General features: G+C 69.5%; 19 protein-coding genes. 12 read left to right on the top strand and 7 right to left on the bottom strand.

The window, feature by feature from the left end; translation table 11 throughout:
* The first annotated feature begins 56 nt into the window (after positions 1 to 56).
* A complete protein-coding gene (locus ABH923_RS11165; protein WP_370055432.1) occupies positions 57 to 707 on the top strand; it encodes a response regulator transcription factor in 651 nt (216 codons plus the stop codon).
* 11 nt (positions 708 to 718) lie between these two features.
* A complete protein-coding gene (locus ABH923_RS11170) occupies positions 719 to 1,924 on the top strand; it encodes a sensor histidine kinase (RefSeq protein WP_370055433.1) in 1,206 nt (401 codons plus the stop codon).
* A 13-nt stretch (positions 1,925 to 1,937) separates the two neighbouring features.
* On the opposite strand, the gene ABH923_RS11175 is transcribed toward ABH923_RS11170, so the two are convergent.
* On the bottom strand, positions 1,938 to 3,110 hold the full coding sequence (locus ABH923_RS11175) for an APC family permease (RefSeq protein ID WP_370057346.1): 1,173 nt from the start codon (positions 3,108 to 3,110) through the stop codon (positions 1,938 to 1,940).
* Positions 3,111 to 3,277: 167 nt separating this feature from the next.
* Here ABH923_RS11175 and ABH923_RS11180 point away from each other — a divergent pair, with 167 nt between their 5' ends.
* The 4 genes from ABH923_RS11180 to ABH923_RS11195 all read left to right on the top strand — a co-directional run bounded on the left by ABH923_RS11180 (position 3,278) and on the right by ABH923_RS11195 (position 5,788).
* A complete protein-coding gene (locus ABH923_RS11180) occupies positions 3,278 to 3,718 on the top strand; it encodes a MarR family winged helix-turn-helix transcriptional regulator (protein ID WP_370055434.1) in 441 nt (146 codons plus the stop codon).
* Positions 3,715 to 4,596: an MFS transporter gene (locus ABH923_RS11185; protein ID WP_370055435.1), complete on the top strand. Its 882-nt coding sequence runs from the start codon at positions 3,715 to 3,717 to the stop codon at positions 4,594 to 4,596. Before ABH923_RS11180 ends, ABH923_RS11185 begins: the two co-directional genes overlap by 4 nt.
* An 88-nt stretch (positions 4,597 to 4,684) precedes the next feature.
* Positions 4,685 to 5,122 (top strand): hypothetical protein, encoded by a 438-nt coding sequence (locus tag ABH923_RS11190; protein ID WP_370055436.1) that lies wholly within the window; start codon positions 4,685 to 4,687, stop codon positions 5,120 to 5,122.
* Positions 5,123 to 5,224: 102 nt separating this feature from the next.
* Positions 5,225 to 5,788, top strand: coding sequence for a hypothetical protein (locus tag ABH923_RS11195; RefSeq protein ID WP_370055437.1), 564 nt, complete (start codon positions 5,225 to 5,227; stop codon positions 5,786 to 5,788).
* On the opposite strand, the gene ABH923_RS11200 is transcribed toward ABH923_RS11195, so the two are convergent.
* The 3 genes from ABH923_RS11200 to ABH923_RS11210 all read right to left on the bottom strand — a co-directional run bounded on the left by ABH923_RS11200 (position 5,769) and on the right by ABH923_RS11210 (position 7,139).
* Positions 5,769 to 6,332: a dihydrofolate reductase family protein gene (locus tag ABH923_RS11200; RefSeq protein ID WP_370055438.1), complete on the bottom strand. Its 564-nt coding sequence runs from the start codon at positions 6,330 to 6,332 to the stop codon at positions 5,769 to 5,771. The genes ABH923_RS11195 and ABH923_RS11200 overlap by 20 nt on opposite strands.
* Before the next feature lie 43 nt (positions 6,333 to 6,375).
* Positions 6,376 to 6,600, bottom strand: coding sequence for a hypothetical protein (locus tag ABH923_RS11205; protein ID WP_370055439.1), 225 nt, complete (start codon positions 6,598 to 6,600; stop codon positions 6,376 to 6,378).
* Between the two features lie 125 nt (positions 6,601 to 6,725).
* Positions 6,726 to 7,139: a MerR family transcriptional regulator gene (locus ABH923_RS11210; protein ID WP_370055440.1), complete on the bottom strand. Its 414-nt coding sequence runs from the start codon at positions 7,137 to 7,139 to the stop codon at positions 6,726 to 6,728.
* A 129-nt stretch (positions 7,140 to 7,268) separates the two neighbouring features.
* Here ABH923_RS11210 and ABH923_RS11215 point away from each other — a divergent pair, with 129 nt between their 5' ends.
* A complete protein-coding gene (locus tag ABH923_RS11215; protein WP_370055441.1) occupies positions 7,269 to 7,487 on the top strand; it encodes a hypothetical protein in 219 nt (72 codons plus the stop codon).
* A gap of 22 nt (positions 7,488 to 7,509) precedes the next feature.
* Here the strand turns inward: ABH923_RS11215 and ABH923_RS11220 are convergent, their stop codons facing one another.
* Positions 7,510 to 7,947 (bottom strand): MarR family winged helix-turn-helix transcriptional regulator, encoded by a 438-nt coding sequence (locus ABH923_RS11220; protein WP_370055442.1) that lies wholly within the window; start codon positions 7,945 to 7,947, stop codon positions 7,510 to 7,512.
* A gap of 56 nt (positions 7,948 to 8,003) precedes the next feature.
* Positions 8,004 to 8,819, bottom strand: a complete 816-nt coding sequence (locus ABH923_RS11225) for a shikimate 5-dehydrogenase (RefSeq protein WP_370055443.1) — start codon at positions 8,817 to 8,819, stop codon at positions 8,004 to 8,006.
* Positions 8,820 to 8,921: 102 nt separating this feature from the next.
* On the opposite strand from ABH923_RS11225, the gene ABH923_RS11230 reads away from it, so the two are divergent.
* From ABH923_RS11230 to ABH923_RS11245, 4 genes are all read left to right on the top strand, one after another.
* Positions 8,922 to 10,112, top strand: a complete 1,191-nt coding sequence (locus ABH923_RS11230) for an ROK family transcriptional regulator (protein WP_370055444.1) — start codon at positions 8,922 to 8,924, stop codon at positions 10,110 to 10,112.
* 147 nt (positions 10,113 to 10,259) lie between these two features.
* A complete protein-coding gene (gene mmsA / locus ABH923_RS11235; RefSeq protein ID WP_370055445.1) occupies positions 10,260 to 11,807 on the top strand; it encodes a multiple monosaccharide ABC transporter ATP-binding protein in 1,548 nt (515 codons plus the stop codon).
* Positions 11,807 to 13,156 carry a multiple monosaccharide ABC transporter permease gene (gene mmsB, locus ABH923_RS11240; protein WP_370055446.1) on the top strand — a complete coding sequence of 450 codons (1,350 nt, stop codon included), beginning with the start codon at positions 11,807 to 11,809 and terminating at the stop codon, positions 13,154 to 13,156. The genes mmsA and mmsB overlap by 1 nt, the downstream gene beginning before the upstream one ends.
* 55 nt (positions 13,157 to 13,211) lie before the next feature.
* Entirely contained in the window at positions 13,212 to 14,303 is a 1,092-nt protein-coding gene (locus tag ABH923_RS11245; RefSeq protein ID WP_370055447.1) for a substrate-binding domain-containing protein, read from the top strand.
* Between the two features lie 168 nt (positions 14,304 to 14,471).
* Here ABH923_RS11245 and ABH923_RS11250 read toward each other — a convergent pair whose 3' ends face one another.
* The gene (locus tag ABH923_RS11250; RefSeq protein ID WP_370055448.1) at positions 14,472 to 15,122 is read right to left on the bottom strand and encodes a GntR family transcriptional regulator; all 651 of its coding nucleotides are present in this window, start codon (positions 15,120 to 15,122) and stop codon (positions 14,472 to 14,474) included.
* Between the two features lie 114 nt (positions 15,123 to 15,236).
* On the opposite strand from ABH923_RS11250, the gene ABH923_RS11255 reads away from it, so the two are divergent.
* The gene (locus tag ABH923_RS11255) at positions 15,237 to 15,917 is read left to right on the top strand and encodes a GntR family transcriptional regulator (protein ID WP_370055449.1); all 681 of its coding nucleotides are present in this window, start codon (positions 15,237 to 15,239) and stop codon (positions 15,915 to 15,917) included.
* Positions 15,918 to 15,943: the final 26 nt, after the last annotated feature.

The following is a 15,943-nucleotide window of genomic DNA, read 5'->3' on the forward strand; positions in this document are numbered from 1 at the left end:
CCTTCCGAACGCACGCTGTTATCGCGGTGTCACACGGGCGCGGCGACAATGTGGTCATGCGTGTACTCGTGGTGGAGGATCACCGTCAGCTCGCGGACCTGATCGTCGAGGGCCTGGCGGACGCGGGTCTGGCGGCGGACGCGGTCTACGACGGGGCCCGCGCGCTGGAGCAGACCGAAGAGGAGGACTACGACGTCGTCGTGCTCGACCGTGATCTCCCGGGGGTGCACGGCGACCGGGTCTGCCGCGAGCTGGCGAGCCGGGATCCCGCCGTGCGGATAATCATGCTCACCGCCGCAGCGGACGTGTCGGACCGTGTGGACGGCCTCGAGCTGGGCGCGGACGACTATCTCGGCAAACCGTTCGCCTTCGAGGAGCTGATCGCCCGGGTGCGCGCGCTCGGCCGGAGGGAGGCGTCGAAAGCCGCGGTGGTCCGCCGTGGGGACCTCGTGATCGACCGCCCTCGTGTTCGCTGCTCCCGCGCCGGCCGGCCGCTCGCCCTCACCCGCAAGGAGTTCGGGGTGCTGGAGGCGCTCGCCGCCGCCGACGGCGGTGTGGTGAGCGCGGAGGAGCTCCTCGAGCACGTGTGGGACGTCAACGCCGACCCGTTCAGCAACACGGTCGCCGTGACGATCGCGAGACTGCGCAAGAAGCTCGGTGAGCCCCCGCTGATCGAGACCGTCGTCGGGGTCGGGTACCGGTTATGAGGAGGTTCGCGATGACGGCCCGCATGAAGCTGGCTCTCCTGTTCTCCGGCCTGTTCGCGATCGCCGGTTTCGTCCTCGTCGCGCTGACCTACGTGCTCGTCGCGTCGAACGTGAAGTCGACGGACATCAGCACCCCCGCAGACAGCAAGAGCTTTGTGAAGACCTGCGCCGAACTCGGTGCGAACGGTGCTCCGGTGGATCCGACCCTCAAGATGAAGTGCGGCACGCTGCTCTCGCATTCGACCGCCGCAGCTGCCGCCGCCCAGCGCGCCGACATGCTGCAGACGCTCGCGGTGGACGCACTCCTCGTCCTCGCGGTGCTGACCGTCGCGGCCGGCTTCGCCGGTTGGTTCGTCGCGGGCCGCATCCTGCGACCGGTGCGGTGCATCACGGCGGCGGCCCGGGCCGCCGGCGACGGAGACCTCACCGCCCGCCTCGCCCTGGGCGGACCCCGTGACGAGATCCGGGAGCTCGCCGACACCTTCGACGGCATGTTGGACACGCTGGAGGAGGCGTTCGCCGCGCAGCGCCGCTTCATCGCGAACGCGAGCCACGAACTGCGCACCCCGCTCACCGTCATCCGCACCCGGGTGGACGTCGCCCTCGCCAAACCGGAGGCGTCGATCGCCGACCTCCAGCGGATGGGCGAGGACGTCCGCGCCGAGACCGAGCACGCCGGAGACCTCGTCGAGGCCCTCCTCACCCTCAGCCGCAGCGACTTCGGCCCGCACCGCGAGGAGCGGATCCGGCTCGCCGAACTCACCCGCCGGGTGGTCGACCGCACGAGCGCCCCCGGCATCACGGTCTCGCTCACGGGCGATCCCGGTGACATCACGGGCGACCCCGACCTGCTGGAACGACTGATCGGCAACCTGGTCGACAACGCCGTCCGCTACAACGCGCCGGATGGCGCCGTGACTATCTCCATCGCGGAGAGCGACGAGCACACCGTGTTCCGGATCCAGAACACCGGGCCCGCGATTCCGCAGGAGGAAGTCGCCCGGCTCCTAGAACCCTTCACCCGGCTCAACGACCGAGTCGGGGAGGGCTTCGGGCTGGGCCTGAGCATCGTGGCCACGATTGCGCGCGCGCACGACGCGACCCTCGACGTGCTCGGCTCGCCCGATGGCGGCCTCGATGTCACGATCACGTTCGGCCAGCCCCGCGGGCCGATCCCGGCAGACACCGACGTCGAGGATCAGCTCGAACGGATCTGAGGATGCTCGCGCCTCACCGCGCGACACGCAGCCGCACGGCTCGGTAGACGACTCCCACCGCCAGTACCAGGACGCCCGCCACGATCGACGCCACCGGCAGCGTCACCACCAGCACCAGGCATCCCACCGCTCCCGCGACCGTCAGCGCGCGCGGGTACCGCCGGTTCGTCGGGTCCTGCGTCCAGGCCGACAGGTTCGCCACGACGTAATAGAGGAGAACGCCGAACGACGAGAAGCCGATCGCGCCGCGGAGGTCGGTCACCGCGACGAGCACGCAGACCACGAGCCCGAGCGCGAGCTCGGCGCGGTAAGGGACGCGGAAGCGCGGGTGCACGGCGGCGAACCAGCTCGGGAGGTCACGGTTGCGGGCCATCGCGAGGCTCGTCCGCCCGATGCCGGCGATCATCGCGAGCAGGGCGCCGAGCGCTGCCGCGGCTGCGCCGACGCGGATCACGATGCCCGGCCAGTCCGCTCCCGTGGTGTCGGCCACGGCGCTGAGCGGGGCGGTCGCCGACGCGAGTCCTGCGGCGCCGAGCGCGTGGAGCGCGGACAGCGCGACGAGCGCGTAGACCACGAGCGCGATCGTCAGGGCGGTCGTGATCGCGCGCGGGATGGTGCGCGCCGGGTCGACGACCTCCTCGCCCATCGTGGCGATGCGGGCGTAGCCGGCGAACGCGAAGAAGAGGAAGCCGGCCGACTGGAGGACGCCGTAGACCGTCGGGGTGACGCCGGGGGCGGCCGCGCTCGCCGCGGCGTGGGTGAAGCCGATGACAACGGCCACGGTAAGCGCGAGGAGGGCCACCCCGACCAGGATGCGGGTGAGGAGGGCCGTCCGCGTGATCCCGAGCGTGTTGACGACCGTCAGCACCACGACCGCGAGGATGGCGACGGGCTTCACCCAGGCCGCGGGCACCGCGTAGGTGGCGAACGTGATCGCCATCGCGGCCGAGCTGGCGGTCTTGCCGACCACGAACGACCAGCCGGCGAGGAAGCCGGGCCACTCGCCCAGCCGCTCGCGCCCGTAGACGTATGTGCCGCCCGAGGTCGGGTACTGGGCAGCGAGCTGCGCGGAAGAGGTCGCGTTGCAGAAGGCGATGAAGCCGGCGATGACCAGGCCGACCAGCAGCCCGACGCCGGCGGCCGCGGCGGCGGGGGCGAACGACGCGAAGATCCCGGCGCCGATCATCGAGCCGAGGCCGATCGTCACGGCGTCGCCGAGGGTCAGCCTCCGGGCGAGCGCGCCAGGTGGCGGGGAGGCGGGGGTGGTCACGGGCGGCAGCCTAGCCGCCGCGCGTGAATCGCAATTAGACAGTCTGAGCTGCACAGTTACGACTGAACAGCTAGACTGTCGATATGCCCGATCCCTCCGTCTCCTCCATCCGCGCGGCCCTCGACCTCCGGGTCGCCTTCGCGCGGCTCCGCCGCCGGCTGCGCGAGGTGGCGACCGAGCCGGCCGGTCTCAGCGCGCAGCAGTCGTCCGCGCTGGCGCGCATCGGCAAGGGCGAGGGCAACACGGCCTCCCGCCTGGCGGAGCTGGAGGGCGTGCGCCCGCAGTCGATGGCCACCACGATCGCGTCGCTCGAGGAGCTCGGCCTCGTCGTCCGCACGCCCGACCCCACCGACGGCCGCCGCCAGCTCGTCTCACTGACCGACGCCGGGCGGGAGGCTGAGAGCGGCAACCTGGATGCCCGGCGCGAGTGGCTCGTGCAGGCGATGGAGGAGCGGCTCACCGAGGACGAACGCCAGACTGTGCTCGCCGCGACCGTGCTCATCGACAAGCTGGTGAGCGCGTGATCGACCTGATCGCCGCCAAGCCCGGCCCCGCCGACCGGTTCGACCGGCGGCTGCTCGCGCCGATGATGATCGGCGCCGTGCTCAACCCGGTCAACTCGTCGATCATCGCGGTCGCGCTCGTCCCCATCGCCACCGCGCTCGGCGCGCCGGCCTCCGAGACGGCCTGGCTGGTGTCCTCCCTCTACCTGGCGACCTCGATCGGGCAGCCGCTCGTCGGCCGGCTGGTGGACATGTTCGGGCCGCGGAAGCTGTCCGTCGCCGGCGCCATCCTGACCGGGCTGGCCGGGGTGATCGGCGTGTTCGCGCCGAACATCGCCGTGCTGGTGATCGCGCGCGTCATCCTCGGCTTCGGCACCTGCGCCGGCTACCCGGCGGCCATGTACCTCATCCGCAGCGAGGCGACCCGCACCGGGATGCGGAGCCCGGCGGGCGTGCTGACCGCGCTGTCGGTGACGACCCAGACCATCGCGGTCATCGGGCCGACGCTCGGCGGCCTCCTCATCCAGGTGGGCGGCTGGCGGGCGACGTTCGCTGTGAACATCCCGCTGGCGATCGCGTCGCTGGTGCTCAGCCTGCTCTTCCTCCCGAAGTCGACGGCGCTGGACGCGACCCGGCCGCCGCGGGGACGGCTCGACTACCTCGGCGTCGCCCTGTTCGCCGGCACGCTGGTGAGCCTCCTGCTCTTCCTGATGGACATCCATCTCGCGCAGCTCTGGCTGCTCGGGCTCGCCGCGGTGTTCGGTGCGGCCTTCGCGCTCTGGGAGCTGCGCCGCCCCGACCCGTTCATCGACGTGCGGGTGTTCGCGGGCAATATTCCGCTGTTGGTCACGTATGCGCGCGCCGTGCTCGCGGCGACCGTCTCGTACTGCTACCTCTAACGGGTTCACGCAGTGGCTGGAGGGCGGCCGCGGCCTGTCGCCGGCGGCCGCGGGCCTCATCCTGCTGCCGACTTTCGGGGTCGGGATCGTGGTCGCGTCCCTGTTCGGACGCAAGCCGGAGATCCGCTGGAAGCTCATCGTGGGCGCGGCCGGTCAGATCGTGATGGCCGTGCTGCTGCTCCTGGTGGGAGCGGAGGCCGCGATCTGGTTCCTCGTGCTCATCGCGATCGTCACCGGCATCCCGCAGGGCCTGGTGAACCTCGCCATCCAGAACACCCTCTACCACCAGGCCGACCCGACCCGGATGGGCGCGACGTCGGGTCTGCTGCGCACCTTCATGTACCTGGGCGCGATGCTCGCCTCGGCGGCCACCGGAGCGTTCTTCCACACGACGGCAGACACCGGCGGCCTGCACGACCTGGCCTGGTTCATGCTCGGCGCCGGCGCGCTGTTCCTGGTGATCACGCTCGTGGACCGCTCCCTGCGACGGGTCGACCGGCTCGCGACCGGGGTCGCCGGCCACTGATCGCCCCGTCGCCGAAGGGCACGTCGTTGCCCCTAAAAGCGGGTTTTAGGGGCGTTGACGTGCCCCTCGGCGGTTGATTGCCTCGCGCCGTAGAATCCTCTCGTGTCCGAGGACGTCCCGGTGCTGAGCGAGCAGCTCTTCGACGTGTTCGCGAGCGGGAGCTGGATCTTCCTGCCCGCCGGTCCCGCACGCGGCGTCGCGACCGAGCTGGAGGCCGAAATCCTCGACGAGCAGTTCTCCTGGTGCGAGAACCCGCACCTCGGTGAAGGCTCAGGGCTGCTCGTCCTCACCTCCGCCATGAACGGCTGGATGCTGCTGCACGGCGCCACCGAGACGGTCGGCTGGGCCGCCGGGCTCCTGAGCGAGCAGCGGGACCTCTACCGGGCGACGATCGACGTGCGGCTGCCGGCGATGAGCTGGAGCTTCCTGGAGCGCGGAGCGCCGACCCGCTCGGTCTCGGTGGAGCTGGGCGACGACGGCGACCTGGTGACCCGCACCTCCGGCCACCCGCTCCCGTTCGAGTCGGACGGCGTGCACCTCCCCGGCACGGCAACCGGGTACGACGCCTTCTTCTACCCGGTCGCCATCCTCGGCGAGCACGGCGTCACGCTGCACGACCTGGAGGTCGCGCTCGACCGGCCCAGCGTCACGCTGCGGGTGAACTGACCCGGTAGCGCAGCATCACGGTCCCGGACGGGAAGGCGTGCTCCTCAAGCAGTTCGAGGTTCAGCATGAGGTCGGTCGGCAGCGCGGCCGTGCCGCCGCCGACGGACACCGGGACGAGGTAGAGCACGACCTCGTCGACCAGTCCGGCGCGGAAGGCCTCGGCCGCGAGCGTCGGGCCGCCGATGGACACGTCGCCGGGCGCGGCCTCCACCAGTGTGCGGACGGCGGCCGGATCGAACACCGGCTCGACGGTGGTGCGGGGCGTCGTGACACCGGTGAGCGAGGACGAGTACACGACCTTGTCGGCGTCGCGCCAGATGTCGGCGTACTCGCGCATGACCGCCGGCTCGTCGTGGGATCCGATGTCCTGCCACACGTGCATGGTCTCGAACATGCGACGGCCGTAGAGGTAGGTCCCGATGCCGCGCTCCCGGGCGTTCACCGCGGCGTGCACCTCCGCGTCGGGAGTGGCCCAGTCGAAGGAGCCGGAGGTGTCGACGGTGTAGCCGTCAAGGGACGCGAGAGCCGAGAAGACGAGCGACATGCGGCGACTCTAGGCCTCCGGAGCGGCGGAGGGGAGGGGTACCTCAGTGCGGGAAGAGCACGGCCAGCGCCCGCAGCTCGTTCCCGAAGACCAGCGGCACGACCACGTCGAGCACGAATCCGATCACGAGAACCAGCGACGCGGCGCCGGCCGCGAGGATGACCAGCGTGGAGAACAGCCTGAGGTAGGCGTTGTCCGCCACCTCCGCGAGCGTTCCCCGTGCTCGCACCAGGCCCCCCTGGTGGTGGCGGTGCTCCAGCGTGGTCATCGTCTCCCCCTCCTCGGCCGGCCCCTCGTCCGGCTGATGGGTGGCCGTCCGCCGGGCGGAGCGGCCACGACATCAAGTCAAGCGGGGGAGGGCGCCGGGGGCATCGGTCGATGGTCGGGAGGGGGTCATCCCGTGGGATGATCTCCGGCCACCGTGCAGCCGTACCCGGTGTCGGGCGCCTGCGGGACGTCGCCGGTCGCCGAGGCGAGGCGCCGGGCGAGCTGCTCGCGGCGCGCCTCCAGGACCGCGATCGCGGCCTCCACCTCCGCGAGGCCGTCGAGGTAGGCGGCGACGGAGGCCGGGCACTCGTCGCTGCGGGCGTGCCCAGAGCCGAGGCAGGCGATGAAGGGCGCGGCCTTCCCCGGCGGGATGCCGGTGGCCGCCAGCTCGCGGATCTCCCGGACCGCGCGCAGCTGGGCGTCGTCGTAGTCGCGGTAGCCGTTCGGCAGCCGCCCGGGCGCGACGAGACCGAGGCGCTCGTAGTAGCGGACGGCCTTCACCGTCACGCCGGCGCGGCCGGCCAGCTCGCCGATCTGCATGTTCCACCTCGCGGAGCCGGGATGATTCGCTCCGCCGTCAGCTTAAACCCTGACCCCCGGGTCATGGTCGAATCGCGCTACACTATTAGTTAGTGCCCTAACTAGTTACACGTCGGTGGGAGAGTCGAGATGTCCGGTCGCTTCGCGCAGTGGTACGCGAGCTGGAACGCCAAGCTGATCCGCGTGGCCGGTCCCGCGCAGCTCGGCGCCGGGCATCCCGAAGGTCCCGACCTCCGTTCGCCGGCCGCGCCGTGCCCGATCTGCGGGCACCCGATGACCGAGCACTCCGTGCTGCGGCCCGAGGGGCAACGCGACGCCAGCCGGCTGGTCTGTCCTATCGCCGCCTGAAGCCCGATCGCGCCTGACGCGCTCAGGACTCCCGGACGGCCGCCGCGATGATCGTCCGCAGGCTCTCGCGCAGGTTCAGGATGTCGTCCACCGGCAGACCGAGCCGTTCCACGATCCGCGGCGGGATCTTCTCCGCCTCGGCGCGCAGCTCGCGCCCTGCGCGGGTGAGGGTGACCTCCAGCGCTCGCTCGTCGGCCGAACTCCTCCTGCGTTCGACGTAGCCGTTCGCCTCCAGCCGCTTGAGCAGCGGGGAGAGGGTGGCCGGCTCGAGCTGCAGCGCGTCGCTGAGTTCCTTCACCGACCGCGGCTCGCGCTCCCAGAGGGCGAGCATCACCAGGTATTGCGGGTGGGTCAGGTTGAGGGGCTCCAGCACGGGCCGGTACAACGCGATCACGCTGCGCGCGGCGACGGCGAGGCCGAAGCAGACCTGATTCTCCAGGGCGAGGAGGTCTTCTGACACGTCGGTAAGTCTAGGCTCCGGCCCGGCCATGCTGCCTGATCACTCGGTCTGCCTGATCACTCGGCCCGGGAGAACTCGGACGCCCGCGACACCTGGTCCGGGGTGAGCGCGACGCCGGTGTACCGCTCGAACTGACGCGCCGCCTGCAGGGCGATGACCTCCGCGCCGGTGATCAGCCGCTTGCCCGCCGCCCGTCCCGCCGCGATGAGCGGCGTCTCGGACGGGAACGCGACGACGTCGAAGACGACGGACGAGCGCTCCACGAACGCGTCGCCGAACGACCGCGCGGACTCGTCGGCTCCGCGCATCCCGAGCGGCGTGACGTTCACGATCACGTCGAAGTCCGGCTCGGGCTCGCTCGCGGTCCAGGTGTAGCCATACTTGCCGGCTAGCGCCGTGCCGGCCTCCTCGTTGCGGGCCAGCACCGTCAGGTCGTCGAACCCGGCGCCGCGGAACGCCGCGACGACCGCCTTGGCCATGCCGCCGGACCCGCGCACGACGACGCGCGACGCCGGATCGACCGCGTGCTCGGAGAGGAGCTGGGCAACCGCCTCGTAGTCGGTGTTGGAGGCCGTGAGCAGCCCGTCCTCGTTGACGACGGTGTTGACCGACTCGATCGCCAGCGCCGACGGCTCGAGGTTGTCGACCAGCGGGATGATGGCCTCCTTGAACGGCATCGACACCGAGCACCCGCGGAAGCCGAGCGCCCGGATGCCGCGGACGGCGCCCTCCAGGTCGTCGGTGGTGAACGCCTTGTAGACGAAGTTCAGCCCGAGCTCGTCGTACAGGAAGTTGTGGAACCGCGTGCCGATGTTGCTGGGACGGCCGGAGAGCGAGATGCAGACCTGCATGTCCTTGTTCAGGATGGGCATGCGTCCATTGTCGCAGCCCGCCTGAACACCTTCGCAGCCGCCCCTGTCCAACCGTTACGTTCACAACTTGACTACATCTCAGACATCATTCACTCTTATCGCATGACCGCCACACAGGGTCTTCCCTCGCGTGGCGCACGCAATCCCGGGTCGCAAGGCGCGCTGAGGCACTTGAACCAGGAGCGGCTCGTCGAGTTCCTCCTGGCCAACGGACCATCCACCCAGGCTGAGCTGGCGCGCGGGACGGGGCTCTCCACCGCAACCGTGTCCAACATCGTCCGGGACATGGCCGCGAAAGGCGTCGTCGAGACCTCGCCGGTGACCTCCAGCGGCCGCCGCGCGCTGCTCGTCCAGCTCACCGACACCGGGGACATCGCGGTCGGTGTGGACTTCGGCCGCCGGCACGCGCGCATCGTCCTCTCCACCCTCGGCTACGAGGTGATCGCGGAGGAGGCGATGGCGCTCCCGCTGGGCTACGACGTGTCCGACGCGGTGCGGCAGGCAGCCGAGCTCCTCGACCGGATGCTGGCGGACGGCGGGCACGACCGGCAGGCCGTCCTGTCGGTCGGGATCGGCATCCCCGGCCCCATCGACCGGCGCACCGGAACCGTGCTGCAGGGCGCCATCCTCCCGGAGTGGGTGGGCGTGCGGCTGCGCGACCTGGAGGACGCGTTCCGGTTCCCGGTGGTCGTGGACAACGATGCCAACCTCGGCGCGCTCGCGGAAGTGACGTGGGGCGCCAACCGCGGTGTCCGCAACCTGATCTTCGTGAAGATCGGCACCGGCATCGGCGCCGGGCTGATCCTCAACGGCCTGCCGTACTACGGGTTCCTCGGGATCACGGGCGAGCTCGGCCACACACCGGTCACCGAGCAGGGCGTGATCTGCCGGTGCGGCAACCGCGGCTGCCTGGAGACGATCGCGTCCACGAGCGTGATGCTCGAGACGCTCGGGCACGGGGTCAACGCCCCGGTCAGCACGGCGGACATCCTGCGGCGCGGACGCGAGCGGGACCCGGCCGTGCTGCGGGTGGTGAGCGACGCCGGGACGGCGATCGGCCAGGCCATCGGCAGCATCGCGAACGTCATCAACCCGGAGCTGGTGCTCATCGGCGGGCCGCTGGTCGGGCTCGGGGACGCGCTCCTCGAGCCGATCCGGCGCGGCATCCAGCACAACGCCATCCCGGTCATCGCCGAGACGACGGTCGTGCGGATCTCGTCGCTCGGCGACCGCGCCGAATCGCTCGGCGCTGCTGCCCTGGTCATCCAGGGCGCCCTCGACGGCAACGAGTAGGCGCCGCATCCCGTGCACGGGATACCGTTATGCATCCGTTGTCTTCACTATTTGACGTCAAGACTGAACTTAGCGTTTACTACTTAGGCGCAAGCGAGTCACCCGCGCAGCGACCACCCAGCCCGAACAGCACACCAAGGAGCGACGATGCCGTCGAACGCAGTCATCCTGCAGATGCGCGCCATCACCAAGGAATTCCCGGGAGTGAAGGCGCTCGAGGATGTCTCCCTCACCGTCCACGCCAACGAGATCCACGCTATCTGCGGCGAGAACGGCGCAGGCAAGTCCACGCTGATGAAAGTCCTCTCCGGCGTGTACCCGTTCGGGACTTATACGGGGGACATCGTCTACCAGGGCGAGGTCATGCGCTTCAAGGACATCAAGTCCTCCGAGCAGCGCGGCATCGTGATCATCCACCAGGAGCTGGCGCTGATCCCGGAGCTCTCGATCACCGAGAACATCTTCCTCGGCAACGAGCCGGGCCGCGGCGGCGTCATCGACTGGAGCGCGGCCAAGCGCCGCGCCATCGAGCTGCTCGCGCGCGTCGGCCTGAACGACGACCCGGACACGCAGATCAAGAACATCGGCGTCGGCAAGCAGCAGCTCGTGGAGATCGCCAAGGCGCTCAACAAGGACGTCAAGCTCCTCATCCTCGACGAGCCGACCGCCGCACTCAACGAGGCCGAGTCCGCCCACCTGCTCGACCTGATCGTCGGTCTCAAGCACAAGGGCGTCAGCTCCATCATCATCAGCCACAAGCTCAACGAGATCGAGAAGGTCGCCGACCAGATCACGATCATCCGCGACGGCCGCGCGATCGAGACCCTCGACGTGAAGGGCGATGGCGTGGACGAGGACCGCATCATCCGCGGGATGGTCGGCCGCACCCTCGAGAGCCGCTTCCCCGACCGCACGCCGGACATCGGCGACGTCCTCTTCGAGGTGCGCGACTGGGTCGTGCAGCACCCGCAGGTCGCCGACCGGCTCGTCGTCAAGAACTCCAGCTTCACCGTCCGCCGCGGAGAGATCGTCGGCTTCGCCGGGCTCATGGGCGCCGGCCGCACCGAGCTCGCGATGAGCGTCTTCGGCCGCTCCTACGGCACCTTCGTCTCCGGCGAGATCTACAAGGACGGCAAGGAGATCCAGGTCCGCAACGTCTCCGAGGCGATCGACAACGGCCTCGCCTATGTGAGCGAGGACCGCAAGGTGCTCGGCCTCAACCTCCTGGACGACATCAAGCAGTCGATCGTCGCCGCCAAGCTGAAGAAGATCGCGAAACGCGGCGTCGTGAACGACCAGCAGGAGTACGCGGTCGCGGACGAGTACCGCAAGAGCCTCCGGATCAAGACCCCGGACGTCGACCGCGGCGTCGCGACCCTGTCGGGCGGCAACCAGCAGAAGGTCGTGCTGGCCAAGTGGATGTTCACCGATCCCGACATCCTCATCCTCGACGAGCCCACCCGCGGCATCGACGTCGGCGCCAAGTACGAGATCTACGGCATCATCCAGGCCCTCGCGGCGCAGGGGAAGGGCGTCATCGTCATCTCCTCCGAGCTGCCGGAGCTGCTCGGCATCTCGGACCGCATCTACACGATCTTCGAGGGCCAGATCACCAACGAGCTTCCGATCGCGGAGGCGACCCCCGAGACCCTGCTGAAAAGCATGACGTCCGCCAAGAAGAAGGCCACCCGATAATGACCACTCAGATCGAAGAGAAGAAGAAGTCCGGCGGAATCCGCGACCTCGGCAAGATGTTCGGCGGCGGCCAGTCCACCGGTCGCCAGTTCGGCATCCTGGGCGCGCTCGTCGTCATCGTCCTGCTGTTCGAGCTGCTCACCGGCGGCAAGACCCTCGACCCGGTCAACCTGATCAACCTGGTCAACCAGAACGCGTACGTGCTGGTGCTGGCGATCGGCATGGTCATGGTGATCATCGCCGGCCACATCGACCTGTCGGTCGGGTCGGTGGCAGCGGTCGTCGGCATCATCGTCGCGCAGTCGATGACGCAGTGGAACTTCCCCTGGCCGCTCGCGATCCTGCTCGGCCTCGTGGTGGGCGCAGTGATCGGAGCCTGGCAGGGCTGGTGGGTCGCCTATGTCGGGGTTCCCGCGTTCATCGTGACCCTCGCGGGCATGCTCATCTTCCGCGGCCTCAACCAGCTCATCGGAAATGCCAACACCATCCCGGTGCCGGACGGCTTCACCTTCATCGGCGGCGGCTTCCTCCCCGAGTGGGGCCCGGACACCGGCTATAACAACTCGACCCTCCTGCTCGGCATCGTCATCGCCGTCGTCATCGCGCTGCTGGAGGTCCGCACCCGCCGCAGCCAGACGAAGATGGGCTCCGACAAGGCCCCGCTGTGGGTGAGCGTCTTCAAGGTCGTCGTGCTCGACGCCGTCGTGATCTACTTCACGTTCCTGTTCGCGGGAGGCCGCGTCGGCACGTCGTTCCCGGTCTCGGGCATCATCCTCGGCGTTCTGATCATCCTCTACTCGTTCGTCACCCGGAACACGATCTTCGGCCGCCACATCTACGCGGTCGGCGGCAACTCGCACGCCGCGGAGCTGTCCGGCGTCAAGATCAAGCGCGTCAACTTCTACGTGATGATGAACATGTCCGTGCTCGCCGCGCTGGCCGGCATGATCGCCGTCGCCCGATCGGTCTCCTCCGGCCCGCAGGACGGCCTCGGCTGGGAGCTCGACGCGATCGCCGCCGTCTTCATCGGTGGCGCCGCGGTCTCCGGCGGCATCGGCACCGTGGCCGGCTCGATCGTCGGTGGTCTCGTCATCGCGGTCCTCAACAACGGCCTCCAGCTCCTCGGCGTGACGAGCGACTGGGTGCAGATCATCAAGGGCCTCGTCCTCCTGATCGCCGTCGGCATCGACGTCTACTCGCACCGCCGCGGCGGCCCCTCGCTGATCGGGCGCCTGCTCGGCGGCCGAGGTCGCCGGGAGTCCGCGGTCGACGCGGCCGGCGCCGAGCAGCCCGCCGTGCTCCCCACGTCCGACCCTGCCGAGGACTCGGCGCGGTCGCTGACCTCCTGACCCGCACCTCCCTTCGAAGAACCCTGCACCATCACAACCAGAGAAAGAGATACGAATGCGCAAGATCGCACTCGCGACCGTGGCTGTCGCCGCTGCCGCCGCGCTGGCCCTGTCGGGCTGCTCGAGCCGTGACGGCTCCGGCACCGCCTCGACCGCCTCGGGCTTCGCCAAGGACGCCTCCATCGGCGTCGCCCTCCCGACCAAGACGTCGGAGAACTGGGTCCTCGCCGGTGGCCTGTTCACCGACGGCCTCAAGGCGGCCGGTTTCAAGGGCGACGTGCAGTACGCCGGTGGCTCGGGCGTCTCCGACCAGCAGTCGCAGATCCAGTCGATGATCACCAACGGCGCCAAGGTCGTCATCATCGGCGCCGTCGACGGCGGCCAGCTCGCCGCGCAGGCCAAGGCCGCGCACGACGCCGGCGCGACCGTCATCGCGTACGACCGCCTCATCCTCAACACCAAGGACGTCGACTACTACGTCGCGTACGACAACGAGAAGGTCGGCGAGCTGCAGGGTCAGGCCCTCCTCGACGGCATGAAGGCCAAGTACCCGGGCAAGACCAAGTTCAACATCGAGCTGTTCTCGGGCTCGCCCGACGACGCCAACTCGAAGGTCTTCTTCGACGGCGCCATGAAGATCCTGCAGCCGAAGATCGACGACGGCACGCTGAAGGTCGTCTCCGGTGAGACCGACATCAAGCAGACCGCGACCCAGGGCTGGCTGCCGGCGAACGCGCAGACCCGCATGGACACCCTGCTCGCGAAGAGCTACGGCTCGACCGAGCTCGACGGCGTCCTGTCGCCGAACGACACCCTGGCCCGCGCCATCATCACCTCGGTGAAGGGTGCAGGCAAGGCGGTCCCGATCGTCACCGGTCAGGACTCGGAGGCCGAGTCGGTCAAGTCCATCATGGCGGGCGAGCAGTACTCGACCATCAACAAGGACACCCGCAACCTGGTCAAGCAGGCCATCGACATGGTCAAGGACCTGCAGGCGGGCAAGAAGCCGGCGACGAACGACGACAAGTCGTACGACAACGGCGTCAAGGTCGTCCCGGCCTACCTCCTGAAGCCGATCATCGTCACCAAGGCGAACGCGGCGGAGGCCTACGCCAACGACCCGACCCTGGAGCCGCTGACCAAGTAGTCGTCAGCGCAGAGCAGAAGGCCGGTCCCTCTCGGGACCGGCCTTCTGTCGTCCCCCCTGGACTGCCCCCTCTGGCCGGACTGATCACACGGTAACGCCGGCGAACGGTCTCGGGCATCCGGGGCAGCACGGATATCGCCGCCCGTGGTGGCTCGGAGGGAGCCGTGGTCAGAGCTCCGCGAGGACCTCCCCGATCCGCGTCACGGAGTCGTCGATGAGCGTGACCGCGGCGCGACCGTCGCGGCGTGCGATGGCCTCGCGGAGATCGCGCGTGAAGCCTTCGAGGGCGAGCGGGTCGAGGCGGCCGTGCAGCTTGCGGCCGAGCCGGCGGACCTGGGGGAGCACGTTGTTGAGCGCTCGGAGGCGGACCTGGTTGCCTTCGATGCGCGTGAAGGTGCTGACGAGGTGCGCCCACACGGTGATGAACTTGACGGTGTCGTCCTGCGAGGCCGCCTCGAGGAGCTCGGTCTGGATGTCCCCGATGACCTCATCGTCCGCGGCCTCCCAGAGCGGGAGTCCGCGCAACGCCGCGCCGGCCCACAGGTCGCCGGCGACCTGCACGGAATCGAGGACGCCGTGGATGTCGAACGGGGCCACGCGTGTGAAGCGGTTGCGCTCCATCTCGACGAGGCCCTGCTCGGCGAGTCGGTCGAGCGCGTGGCGGATGGGGGTGCGGGAGATCCCCAGCCACTCGACGAGGTCGGCGTCGCGGAGGCGTTCACCCGGTTCGAGGGTGCCGTCCATGATGGCGGCTTCGATGCGCACATAGGCCTCTTCGGAGAGGGAGATGCGGGCGACGTGGGCGGTGGGCATTGGCATGGTCGGGTGCTCCTGGGTCGGGGGGTGGAACGAGCAGTTTGCTCTGGTCAGATGCTTACTGGTAATCTATAAATATACCAGAGCAAAACTGAGTTCATGAAACGAGTTCCCCCCATGACCCTCGAAGAACTCCGCCAGCGCTTCCCCTCGCTCGCGGCCGACCGGCGTCTCCTCCGAAACGATGTCTACGCGGTACTCCTCGCCGGCATCATCACAGGAGACCTCGCACCAGGCGAGCGCCTCAAAGACGGGGAGCTCACCGATGCGCTGCGCGTCTCCCGCACCCCGGTGCGCGAGGCGATAGGCAGGCTGCAGCAAGTCGGACTGATCCGCACGGCCCCCAACCGCTACACCCTGGTGTCGCCCCTCGAGATCCGCGAGATCGTCGACGTCATCGGCGTGCTGCGCCTCCTGATGCCCCCGGCGATCCGCCACGCGGTCCAGGGTGTCGATGTGGATACGGAGCTGGAGCTGACGGTCGTGGCCGAGCGGCTCGAGCGCGAGAGCGACGGAATGGGCGACACCTCGCCGATCGACGCGTTCCAGCGCTCGACCGCGGCCATCCTGGCCGTGATCCCCGACCGCGTGCTCGCCGAGACGATCGAGAACCTCATTCCGCGTTTCGTCCGCTACGTCACGCTGTCGGACGAGGGCGCGGCTGCGGTCTCGCGGGAGCGCGTTCTCGAGTTCGTGCGGGCGGTGGTCCTGCGCGACGACAAGGCGGCGGCCGTCCTGGAAGAGATGCTCCTCGAGCTCTCCGGGGTGCTCAGTCCGCGCGTCGGCGGAGCCGGCTGAGCACGGCCGCCGGGAACACCAGCAGC

The organism is Leifsonia sp. EB41 (genome assembly GCF_041262565.1).
Lineage (GTDB): Bacteria > Actinomycetota > Actinomycetes > Actinomycetales > Microbacteriaceae > Leifsonia.

Excerpts from the sequence above, each read along its gene's own strand:
- ABH923_RS11210 (WP_370055440.1), bottom strand. The coding sequence starts at position 7,139 with ATGCAGATCGGCGAGCTGGCCGGCCGCGCCGGCGTGACGGTGAAGGCC.
- ABH923_RS11225 (WP_370055443.1), bottom strand. The coding sequence starts at position 8,819 with ATGCCCATCCTGAACAAGGACATGCAGGTCTGCATCTCGCTCTCCGGC.
- mmsB (WP_370055446.1), top strand. The coding sequence starts at position 11,807 with ATGACCACTCAGATCGAAGAGAAGAAGAAGTCCGGCGGAATCCGCGAC.
- ABH923_RS11230 (WP_370055444.1), top strand. The coding sequence starts at position 8,922 with ATGACCGCCACACAGGGTCTTCCCTCGCGTGGCGCACGCAATCCCGGG.
- mmsA (WP_370055445.1), top strand. The coding sequence starts at position 10,260 with ATGCCGTCGAACGCAGTCATCCTGCAGATGCGCGCCATCACCAAGGAA.
- ABH923_RS11200 (WP_370055438.1), bottom strand. The coding sequence starts at position 6,332 with ATGTCGCTCGTCTTCTCGGCTCTCGCGTCCCTTGACGGCTACACCGTC.
- ABH923_RS11255 (WP_370055449.1), top strand. The coding sequence starts at position 15,237 with ATGACCCTCGAAGAACTCCGCCAGCGCTTCCCCTCGCTCGCGGCCGAC.
- ABH923_RS11215 (WP_370055441.1), top strand. The coding sequence starts at position 7,269 with ATGTCCGGTCGCTTCGCGCAGTGGTACGCGAGCTGGAACGCCAAGCTG.
- ABH923_RS11175 (WP_370057346.1), bottom strand. The coding sequence starts at position 3,110 with ATGATCGGCGCCGGGATCTTCGCGTCGTTCGCCCCCGCCGCCGCGGCC.
- ABH923_RS11245 (WP_370055447.1), top strand. The coding sequence starts at position 13,212 with ATGCGCAAGATCGCACTCGCGACCGTGGCTGTCGCCGCTGCCGCCGCG.
- ABH923_RS11180 (WP_370055434.1), top strand. The coding sequence starts at position 3,278 with ATGCCCGATCCCTCCGTCTCCTCCATCCGCGCGGCCCTCGACCTCCGG.
- ABH923_RS11250 (WP_370055448.1), bottom strand. The coding sequence starts at position 15,122 with ATGCCAATGCCCACCGCCCACGTCGCCCGCATCTCCCTCTCCGAAGAG.
- ABH923_RS11205 (WP_370055439.1), bottom strand. The coding sequence starts at position 6,600 with ATGACCACGCTGGAGCACCGCCACCACCAGGGGGGCCTGGTGCGAGCA.
- ABH923_RS11170 (WP_370055433.1), top strand. The coding sequence starts at position 719 with ATGACGGCCCGCATGAAGCTGGCTCTCCTGTTCTCCGGCCTGTTCGCG.
- ABH923_RS11165 (WP_370055432.1), top strand. The coding sequence starts at position 57 with ATGCGTGTACTCGTGGTGGAGGATCACCGTCAGCTCGCGGACCTGATC.